The sequence below is a fragment of the Nonomuraea sp. NPDC048881 genome (genome assembly GCF_040649795.1).
In the GTDB taxonomy this organism is placed as follows: domain Bacteria; phylum Actinomycetota; class Actinomycetes; order Streptosporangiales; family Streptosporangiaceae; genus Nonomuraea.
Map to the genome: position 1 here is coordinate 14,913 of NZ_JBEZGC010000010.1, position 9,133 is coordinate 24,045.

The 9,133-nt window shown below is 69.5% G+C and carries 9 protein-coding genes; 2 read left to right on the forward strand and 7 right to left on the reverse strand.

Annotated features, from left to right (window positions below):
• Positions 1 to 1,228: 1,228 nt before the first annotated feature.
• From AB0C33_RS31980 to AB0C33_RS32005, 6 genes are all read right to left on the reverse strand, one after another.
• Complete coding sequence (locus AB0C33_RS31980; protein WP_352352819.1) at positions 1,229 to 1,645, reverse strand: VOC family protein; 417 nt, start codon at positions 1,643 to 1,645, stop codon at positions 1,229 to 1,231.
• A gap of 20 nt (positions 1,646 to 1,665) precedes the next feature.
• Positions 1,666 to 2,109, reverse strand: coding sequence for a helix-turn-helix transcriptional regulator (locus AB0C33_RS31985; protein ID WP_357987330.1), 444 nt, complete (start codon positions 2,107 to 2,109; stop codon positions 1,666 to 1,668).
• 435 nt (positions 2,110 to 2,544) lie between these two features.
• Entirely contained in the window at positions 2,545 to 2,739 is a 195-nt protein-coding gene (locus AB0C33_RS31990; RefSeq protein WP_357987333.1) for a hypothetical protein, read from the reverse strand.
• A 41-nt stretch (positions 2,740 to 2,780) separates the two neighbouring features.
• On the reverse strand, positions 2,781 to 3,050 hold the full coding sequence (locus tag AB0C33_RS31995) for a WhiB family transcriptional regulator (protein ID WP_125636897.1): 270 nt from the start codon (positions 3,048 to 3,050) through the stop codon (positions 2,781 to 2,783).
• A 547-nt stretch (positions 3,051 to 3,597) separates the two neighbouring features.
• On the reverse strand, positions 3,598 to 4,467 hold the full coding sequence (locus AB0C33_RS32000) for an acyl-CoA thioesterase II (RefSeq protein WP_352352821.1): 870 nt from the start codon (positions 4,465 to 4,467) through the stop codon (positions 3,598 to 3,600).
• Between the two features lie 156 nt (positions 4,468 to 4,623).
• Positions 4,624 to 6,657: an ATP-dependent DNA helicase UvrD2 gene (locus AB0C33_RS32005; protein WP_358294607.1), complete on the reverse strand. Its 2,034-nt coding sequence runs from the start codon at positions 6,655 to 6,657 to the stop codon at positions 4,624 to 4,626.
• Between the two features lie 154 nt (positions 6,658 to 6,811).
• Here AB0C33_RS32005 and AB0C33_RS32010 point away from each other — a divergent pair, with 154 nt between their 5' ends.
• Together AB0C33_RS32010 and AB0C33_RS32015 are read left to right on the forward strand one after the other, a co-directional pair.
• Positions 6,812 to 7,708 (forward strand): alpha/beta hydrolase, encoded by an 897-nt coding sequence (locus tag AB0C33_RS32010; RefSeq protein ID WP_358294329.1) that lies wholly within the window; start codon positions 6,812 to 6,814, stop codon positions 7,706 to 7,708.
• An 85-nt stretch (positions 7,709 to 7,793) separates the two neighbouring features.
• On the forward strand, positions 7,794 to 8,042 hold the full coding sequence (locus tag AB0C33_RS32015) for a glutaredoxin domain-containing protein (protein WP_358294331.1): 249 nt from the start codon (positions 7,794 to 7,796) through the stop codon (positions 8,040 to 8,042).
• A gap of 55 nt (positions 8,043 to 8,097) precedes the next feature.
• Here the strand turns inward: AB0C33_RS32015 and nudC are convergent, their stop codons facing one another.
• The gene (gene nudC, locus AB0C33_RS32020) at positions 8,098 to 9,072 is read right to left on the reverse strand and encodes an NAD(+) diphosphatase (protein ID WP_358294333.1); all 975 of its coding nucleotides are present in this window, start codon (positions 9,070 to 9,072) and stop codon (positions 8,098 to 8,100) included.
• Positions 9,073 to 9,133 lie beyond the last annotated feature (61 nt).

Below are 9,133 nucleotides of genomic sequence, written 5' to 3' on the forward strand. Positions count from 1 at the left end.
CCGGGCTCCGGGCTCCGGGCTCCGGGCTCCGGGCTCCGGGCTCCGGGCTCCGGGCTCCGGGCTCCGGGCTCCGGGCTCCGGGCTCCGGGCTCCGGGCTCCGGGCTTCGGGCTTCGGGCTTCGGGCTTCGGGCTTCGGGCTTCGGCAGGAGGGTACGGCTCTGCGGTAGGCCGTTTGTGATCTGACGTTCAGGTCCGTTCGTGCAGCCTTCGTCGCCACCAGGCATCCAGGTGCCGATCTGTGGGTTCGAGGTCCGGATCGGGCAGGGTGCGACGGCGTAACTGTCGATCAAGCCTGCTCACGATGCGGCGCAGTTCGGTACGCGCGAGTGCCGGCAGACGGTCGATCTCCGACTGCAGGAGGTCGCGGGAGTAGACCAGATCACAACACGGACAGTCCGGCCGAGGAAGCAGCTACCTCCTACCCGGCTTGCGCAGGAACTCTTCATAACGCTCAAGCGCCCGGGCGATTGACGGAGACCATCGCTTCCGGGCGTCTCCGGTGCCGGACCGGATGGCGTCAAGGTGGCCGCTGGGCTTTGGGCCTGAGCCCCTGATCGGTGCATGGCGCGTACGACGCCTGGCGGCCTACGCGGCATCGTCCCTTCGGATCGCGATCATGTCGCCATCGTGCCATGGGCCTTTCATCAGCGCGAAAGTGCTCCGGCATGGGCACCAACCGGCGATCGAGCTTGGGCGTCAGGGACAGGCGAAGGCTGGGGTCGCCGTTCGTCCAGGCCGGACTGGTCTTTGTGAGGGCCGGGCAAGGGGTGGCTGGGGTGGCGGATCGCCTTGAGGGTTGCGTCCGCGCGGCACACCCGTCGTATCGGTCGCAGGCCGAGCCTCGAAGGGGTGTTGTCCGAGGTCGCAGTGGTGGCGCTTGAGGATTGCGCACGGCAAGGTCGTCGCCGGGCCAGCGGGGCAGGGGTGACGTTCCTGATCACCGATCAGGAGGGGCGGCCCCAAGGACGTGTGAGGTGTGATGGTGCTGACTGCGAACCAGGGATGACTCTCGTGGATGCTGGTGAGGGCACGCCCCCAAAGCACATTCAGGGTGATGGAGCCGAGCGCGGACCAGGGATGACGTTCCTGATCGCCGGTCAAGGGGGCAAGCCCAAGGGCGTGTCAGGAGTGATGGTGCTGACTGCCGACCAGGGGATGACGTTCCTGGACGCGGGTCAGAGGACGCCCTCAAAGGACACGTCCAGGGTGATGGCGCCCGGGAGTGGGTCAGGGGTGGCGTTCCTGGATGCGGATCAGGTTGCCGGAAGGGTCGCGGACGGCGCAGTCGCGGACGCCGTACGGCTGGTCCATCGGCTCCTGGACGATTTCGGCGCCGCTGGCCTTCAGGCGTTCGAAGGTGGCGTCGAGGTCGGTGGTGGCCAGGTTCACGCCGGCGTAGGTGCCCTTGGCCATCATCTCGGTGATGGTGCGGCGTTCGTCGTCGGTGATGCCGTAGCCGTTCGCGACCGGTGGTTGCAGGACGATGGAGGTGTCCGGCTGACCGGCGGGGCCCACCGTGAGCCAGCGCATCCCCTTGTAGCCGACGTCGTTGCGTACCTCGAAGCCGAGGGCGTCACGGTAGAAGGCCAGGGAGGCTTCCGGGTCGGTGTGCGGGAGGAAGCTGGAGTGGATGGTGATGTCCATGGAAGTCACGCTAATTGGGGTCAGGTAAGCGCGGTCTCTCGGTTCCTGATGGGTCTGGTCACCTGTTTCGCCACGCACGACGGCATCCCCGCGGTCGCGCTCGCCGCGCGGCGACGGTAGACGCTGGGTGGCACGCCGACCAACTCGGTGAAGCGGGTGCTGAAGCTGCCGAGCGAGGAACAGCCGACCGCGAAGCAGACCTCGGTGACGCTCATGTCGCCGCGGCGCAGGAGCGCCATCGCGCGTTCGATGCGGCGGGTCATCAGGTAGCCGTACGGGGCCTCGCCGTACGCGCGGCGGAACTCGCGGCTGAGGTGGCCGGCTGACATGTTCACGCCGCGGGCCAGGGCTTCGACGTCGAGCGGCTGGGCGTAGTCGCGGTCGATGCGGTCGCGGACGCGGCGCAGCAGGGCGAGGTCACGCAGGTGCTGCGCTTCGGCGGGTCTGCTGGTCACATGCGCCATCGTACGTCGGCCCGAGGTCAGCCGGGACCGCCGGCCACCCAGCTCACAGCGCAGTCTCCACCCTACGAACGCCCCCGACACGAGTCCGACATGCCGGAAAGAACCAGGCATCGAAGACAAATAGCTGGAAGGCCGGGCTCCCAGCAGCGCAAGAAGATCACCCGAGGGCCGGATCGCGAATCACGGAAGGAGACAGACGGGCCAAGGCCCTCGACCGCAGGCAGCACCGTGCTCCCCGGCGACCGGACCACAGCTCATCCGACCGAACGCAGAGGGCCCGTCCCCCAGCACTCCCGACCGAGCGCAGACGTCCCGCAGCTCACCCGGCAGAACGCAGGCGTCCGGGCATGGAAAGAGCCGGGCGCTGGGTGCGCCCGGCTCTTCAGAGGCAGGTGGGGATCAGGAGATCCTGCGCCGGCGGCAGGACCTCCTTGATCACACCTGCTGGCTCAGCGCCTTCCGCAAGCGGTCGTTGGCCCGCTTGACCTCGCGTCGCGCCCGCTGTACGCGGCTTACGCGCAGGATGAGACGCTGCTCCTCCGCTTCGCGGTGGAGAGTTTGTATTCGGTCGTTGACCAAGTCATGAAACAGATACGGCACGGCCAGGCTCCTGGTGGAAGAAGTGCTCATCGGTGTTCTTGTTCTCTCTCGCTCGTTGGGCTGGTGGGTGGTCAGGCAGCGACCGGGTGCTTGCGGGGACGCCCGCGCGGACGCTTGCGGGGAACGACTGTTCCCCTGAGGATCAGTTCGCCGCCCCAGACGCCCCAGGGCTCCTCGCGCTCCAGCGCGCGGGCCAGGCAGGCCTGCTGGATCGGGCAGCCGCCGCAGAGAGCCTTGGCGAACTCGACGTCCTCGGGTGACTCTGCGAACCACAGGTCAGGGTCGGTACGACAGGGGATCTTGGCTTCGTCGATCAGGTCCATGATCGTCTTGGCCCCCATCTGCTTCTCCTTTTGATCGAGCTTTTTGATCTTGGTCGGGCACCTCGGATGTGGTCGGGGATCGCGGAAAAACAAAGAGGCCGCGGATCCTGTGTGCGGATCCGCGGCCTGGGGGCTGCTATGTGCCGGTCAGGTTATGACCGGAGCATCCCTCCAGGGTTGCGGACCGCACAGTCCACCCTTGGTGAGCTGGTTGATCGGGGCAGCGATACCTGCGCCATAGACAGGAACGCCTTGCGGAGCGGCGACACCCGCGTGAGCCCTCGCACGAACGGCGGGGGCCTGGCTACGGGCAGACTTCTCCTGCCGCAGCTTGGCCGGCCCATCGGCGAGCCTCACCGAGTCACGGCACGCGGAAGCGAGCCACTGCGTGGCCGACATCTGGATGCTCATCACCGGGGCTCACCTCCACTCATCAGATCGTCGGAAACAGGAGTGTCCGACTCGCTTGTCCATGACCCTAAACCGGGAAGCCGGGAAGGGGCAACATATTTTCTACCTGCGATTTTGTGACACAACCACGGTGTCACAACGTGCTGCGAACCGACTACTTCGCCACGCGGATCATCGCCTCCTGGACGACGGAGACCACGAGCTCGCCCGACGCGGTGAACATCTCGCCGCGCGCGAGCCCCCGAGCCCCCGCCGACCAGGGGGCCTCCTGGGCGTACAGGAGCCAGTCGTCGGCGCGGAACGGGCGGTGGAACCACATCGCGTGGTCCAGGGACGCGCCGATCACGTTCGAGGCTCCCCAGGCCATGCCGTGGGCCAGCAGGATCGTGTCCACGAGCGTGAAGTCCGAGGCGTACGCGGCCAGCACGACGTGCAGCAGCGGGTCGTCGGGCAGGTCGGCGTCGTAGCGGAACCACACGTTGGTCTGGGCGCTGCGCAGCTCGGGGTTGAGGTGCGCCTCCCACGTCAGGGGCGAGACGTAGCGGGCGTCCACGGGGCGCGGGCGCGAGAGCCACTCCCGCAGCTCGGGGTGGTCGCCCAGCACCTCCGACATCCTGTCCTGGAACGTCGGCAGCGTCTCGGGGGCAGGCACGACGGGCGCCACCGACGCCTGGTGCTCCACGCCCTCCTCGAAGATGTGGAACGAGGCCGACATCGTGAAGATCGCCTTGCCGTGCTGCACGGCGACGATCCGGCGGGTGGTGAACGACCGGCCGTCGCGCAGGCGCTCGACGTTGTAGACGATGGGGATGGACGGGTCGCCCGGCCTGATGAAGTAGGCGTGCAGCGAGTGGACGTGCCGGTCCTTGGGGACGGTGCGGCCGGCCGCCACGAGGGCCTGCGCGGCCACCTGGCCGCCGAAGACGCGCTGGATGCGCTCCTCCGGGCTTCTGCCCCGGAAGATGTCGAGCTCGATCTGCTCAAGGTCGAGCAGGTCGAGCAGCTCCTTCAGCGCCTCGTTCACAGGGCCCCCTCACAGACGAACCTTCCATGGACAAGTCTGACGTGCCACGCCTGTTCCCCCAAACCCGCCCTGCCTTGCCGGAATGCTCCCGTCTCACCGTTTCGCCCGGTGGGGAAGGGGCTCACGCGCGAGGGGGCCGGCCGTACGTGAGGGATCTCACCCGCGGCACAGGCCGAGGACGGCCTCGCCGTAGCGGTCGACCTTGACCCGGCCGATGCCGGCGATCGACAGCAGCTCCTGCTCGGTGGCCGGCGCGCGTTCGGCGATGGCCTGGAGGGTGACGTCGGTGAAGACGACGTACGGCGGGATCTTGGCCTCCTTGGCGGTGGCCGTGCGCCAGACCTTGAGGCGTTCGAGCAGGGCCTCGTCGTAGTCGGCGGGACAGGTCGCGCAGCGGCCGAGCTTCTGCTCGGCCGCTGCCACCAGCGTCTTGGCGCACACCCGGCAGCTCACCGGCGCGGCGACCGTGCGGCGTTCGCTCGCCGGGGTGGTCATGCGGGGCGGTGTGGAGGCGCGGCCGGTGAGCCCGTCGAGGAAGCGCGAGGGACGGCGGCTCTTGCGCCCGCCGGGCGCGCGGGCCAGCGCCCAGGAGAGCGACAGGTGCTCGCGGGCGCGGGTGACGCCGACGTAGAGCAGCCGCCGCTCCTCCTCGATCTGCTCGGGGGTCTCGGCGTAGATGATCGGCAGCATGCCGTCGGTGACGCCGACCAGGAAGACCGCGTCCCACTCCAGGCCCTTGGCGGCGTGCAGCGACGCGAGCGTGACGCCCTCCACCGGCGGCGCGTGCTGCTCGGAGGCGCGGCGTTCCAGCTCGGCGACGTACGCGGGCAGGTCGGCGCCTTCGGCGGCCATGTCCTCGGCCAGGTCGGCCAGCGCCTTCAGCGACTCCCACTTCTCCCTGGCCTTCCCGCCGCCGGGCGGGGACGGGGTCAGTCCGACCCCGGTCAGGATGTGGTGCACCTCCGAGGCCAGCGGCTCGCCCGCGGCCGACCGCGCGGCGCCGCGCAGCAGCACGACCGCCTGCCGCACCTCGGGACGCTCGAAGAAGCGCTCGGCGCCGCGCAGCACGTACGGGATCTCGGCCTTGGACAGGGCCTCCTCGTAGGACTCCGACTGGGAGTTGACCCGGAACAGCACGGCGATCTCGCGCGAGGGCACCCCCTTGTCCAGCAGCTTCCTGATGGCCCGCGCGACGCCGGCGGCCTCGGCGGGCTCGTCGTCGTAGTCGGAGAAGACCGGTTTGGGGCCGTCGGGGCGCTGGGCGATGAGTTCGAGGCGGTTGGGGGTCTTGGACTTGGCGATGACCAGGTTGGCCAGGTTCACGACCTGCGGGGTGGAACGGTAGTCGCGGACCAGCCTGATGACGGCGGCCTTCGGGTGCTCGACGGCGAAGTTGGTGAGGTAGCGGGGGCTGGCGCCGGTGAACGAATAGATGGTCTGGTTGGGGTCGCCGACCACGCAGATGTCGTCCCGGCCGCCGAGCCAGGTGTCGAGCAGGAGTTTCTGGAGCGGGTTGACGTCCTGGAACTCGTCCACGACGAAGTAGCGGTACTGCTGGCGGATCTGGGCCGCGACCTCCTGGTGCTCGGTCATCACGGCCGCGGTCAGTTCGAGGATGGTCTCGAAGTCGACCAGGTGGCGTTCGCGGCGGATGCGCTCGTACGACTCGTAGAGCCGGGCCACCTCCTCCGGCGAGCCGGGCGGCGTGCGGTGGTGCTTGGCGGCGGCGGCCACGTAGTCTTCGGGGCCGATCTGGGAGACCTTGGCCCATTCGACCTCGGCCGCGATGTCCCGCAGTTCGGACCGGTCGGGATTTTTCCGGATCTGGCGGCAGGCTTCGACCAGCACCGGCAACTTCGACTCGATGACCGAAGGGGCCTCGCCGCCGATCACCCGCGGCCAGAAGTAGGTGAGCTGGCGCAGGGCGGCCGCGTGGAACGTGCGGGCCTGGACGCCCGGCGCCCCCAGCGCCCGCAGCCGCTGCCGCAACTCCCCCGCCGCCCGGGTGGTGAACGTCACCGCGAGCACGCTGGGCGCGTCGACCACCCCGCTGCGCACGGCGTGGGCGATGCGATGAGTGATCGCCCTGGTCTTGCCGGTGCCGGCGCCGGCGAGCACGCACACCGGGCCGCGCACCGCCTCGGCGACCTCCCGCTGTTCCGGGTCGAGGCCGCTGAGGACGTCATCCACGCTGTTCACCCGATCTTCCTCCCCGCAAGTGGCGCCGAAGCACTTTATTCTGGCAACATGCGGCCCGACGTATGTTCATAGTCACCGAGATGCAAAGGAATGGTTGCTTCCCCCACAATGGGGCCGACCATGCCGCATGGGGGAAAGGAAGGCCGTGCGAACAGCGGTTTTCGCGGGCGCGCTGGTGCTCGCTGCCGTGGCGCTCACACCTGCCGTCGCGTTCGCGGCCGAGCCGCCGGTCCCCGTGGTGACCAATCCCACAGACCCCGACGGCCTCGGCGGGCTGGCCACGGAGACCCTTTCCTACGGCCGCCAGCGCAACCAGGACATGGACGTGTGGTGGACGCCCGACGGCCAGAAGCGTCCCGGCGTCTTCCTGATCCACGGCGGCTGGTGGTCCGGCGGCGACAAGAAGTACATGAAGGAGATCACCCGTAGCTACGCCGACCTCGGGTACACGGTCTTCAACCTGAACTACCGCCTCTCCGGCGAGGCCGCCTGGCCGGCGCAGCGCACCGACGCGCTGGCCGCCATCGCCCTGGCGCGCAAGCACGCCGACCGCTGGGCCTTCGACGCGAGCAAGTACGTCGTCGTCGGCTTCTCGGCGGGCGGGCACATCGCCGCCTCGGTCGGCACGTACGGCAACGGCATCGCCGGGCTGAAGGGCGTGGTCGGGCTGTCGCCGATCATCTCGCCGCTGCGCGCGTACGCCGACGGCGAGAAGACCGCCGACCACGACAAGCGCAAGCTGCGCGAGGCCGCGATCCGGCTGGCCGGCGGCTGCGAGCCCAAGGGCAAGTGCTCGCGCGTCTGGGCGAGCATGGAGGTGGCCTGGCACGCCAGCGCCAAGGACGCCCCGGTGCTCACGGTGCACTCCGAGGACGAGTTCGTGCCGCCGACGCAGAGCCAGCTGCTCAAGCAGATGCTCGGCCAGGTGGGCGTGCCGATGACGATCATGACGGCGCCGGGCACCAACCACAGCGCTCCCCTGTACCGGGAGCCGGGCGTGGCCGAGCGGGTGCAGGCCTGGATCGCCGAGCGCATCGGCTAGAGGGCCCCGGGTAGGGATTAAGCGGGCGCCTCCGCGTTGTTGCACCGAGCGCCTGATTTTCCTGACCTTGGAGGGACAACCCGACATGGCGCTCACGGTCTACAGCACTACCTGGTGCGGCCCCTGCAAGCGGCTGAAGTCTCAGCTCGCCCGCGAAGGCATCGCGTTCAAGGAGGTCGACATCGAGCGCGACCCGGCCGCCGCCGAATTCGTCATGAGCGTCAACAACGGCAACCAGACCGTTCCGACGGTCGTGGCGGTTTCCCGTTCAGGGGTGGAGCACGTCAGGACCAACCCCAGCGTCATCGAGGTCAAGCGCCTGCTCGACTCCTAGGCCAGGACGCGGAAGGGGGAGCCCTGCTTCGGACTCCCCGGCTCCGCTCGGCAGGTCACCAGTCGCCGACGAGCTCGCCGCCGTACCACGTCTCGATCAGGCGGCGGGCTATCGACACCGGGGGCGGCAGGCGCACCTCGCCCGACCGGAGCGACGCCACCAGCTCGTCGCGGGTGAACCAGCGCGCCTCGGCGATCTCGTCGGCGTCGGGGGTCAGCGCGGTCGTGGTGGCGTCGGCGAAGAAGCCGAGCATGAGGCTGCGCGGGAACGGCCAGGGCTGGCTGCCCAGGTAGCGTGGGTTGACGACGTGGATGCCGACCTCTTCGGCGACCTCGCGGACCACCGCGTACTCCAGGGACTCGCCCGGCTCCACGAAGCCCGCCAGGATCGACAGGCGCCCCTCGGGCCACTGGGGGCCGCGGGCCAGCAGGCAGCGGTCGTCCTCGTCCCTGATCAGCATGATGACCGCCGGGTCGACGCGCGGGAAGTGCTGGCTGGCGTCCTTCGGGCACACCCGGACGTGGCCGCCGGCCTGCACCGACGTACGGGCGCCGCAGCGCGGGCAGAACTGGTGGGTGGCGTGCCAGGCCTCCAGCGCCACCGCGTGGACCAGCAGGCCCGCGTCGCGGTCGCCGAGCAGCCCGCCCACCTGGCGCAGACCCGCCGGAACCGGATGGCCTTCAGGCGTGTCGTTCAGGCTCATCGGCATCGTCACCCGGCCGTTGAGGTCGCCGGCCGGCGTGCCGGGCAGCGGCGCGGCCACCGCGAAGTAGGCGGTGCCGCCCTCGACGCCGAGCAGGTAACGCTCGCCCTGCGGCGCCTGCGCGGAGGTGTAGAGCACCGCGTGCACCTCGTCGCCGGCCCGCCGCACGAGAGTGTGGCCGTTGTCGATCACCAGCACCCTGGTCTCGGGGTCGGCCCACGCCTTCTCCAGCCATCTGTCGTCGGCACGCAGCGCCGACGATCTGTCGATGGTCCCCCGTGCCAGGAGCAGTGGGCCGATGAGTTGTTCTTCCGCGGTCTTTTCCACTGGCCGCCCCTCCCCAAGTCGCTTGTCATCCTATGACCTCGCAGTTAGCCGCCGATTAGGG

Bases quoted from the DNA above. Each gene is read 5' to 3' on its own strand.
- AB0C33_RS31985 (WP_357987330.1), bottom strand. From the start codon at position 2,109: ATGGCGCATGTGACCAGCAGACCCGCCGAAGCGCAGCACCTGCGTGAC.
- AB0C33_RS31990 (WP_357987333.1), bottom strand. From the start codon at position 2,739: ATGAGCACTTCTTCCACCAGGAGCCTGGCCGTGCCGTATCTGTTTCAT.
- AB0C33_RS31995 (WP_125636897.1), bottom strand. From the start codon at position 3,050: ATGGGGGCCAAGACGATCATGGACCTGATCGACGAAGCCAAGATCCCC.
- AB0C33_RS32015 (WP_358294331.1), top strand. From the start codon at position 7,794: ATGGCGCTCACGGTCTACAGCACTACCTGGTGCGGCCCCTGCAAGCGG.
- AB0C33_RS31980 (WP_352352819.1), bottom strand. From the start codon at position 1,645: ATGGACATCACCATCCACTCCAGCTTCCTCCCGCACACCGACCCGGAA.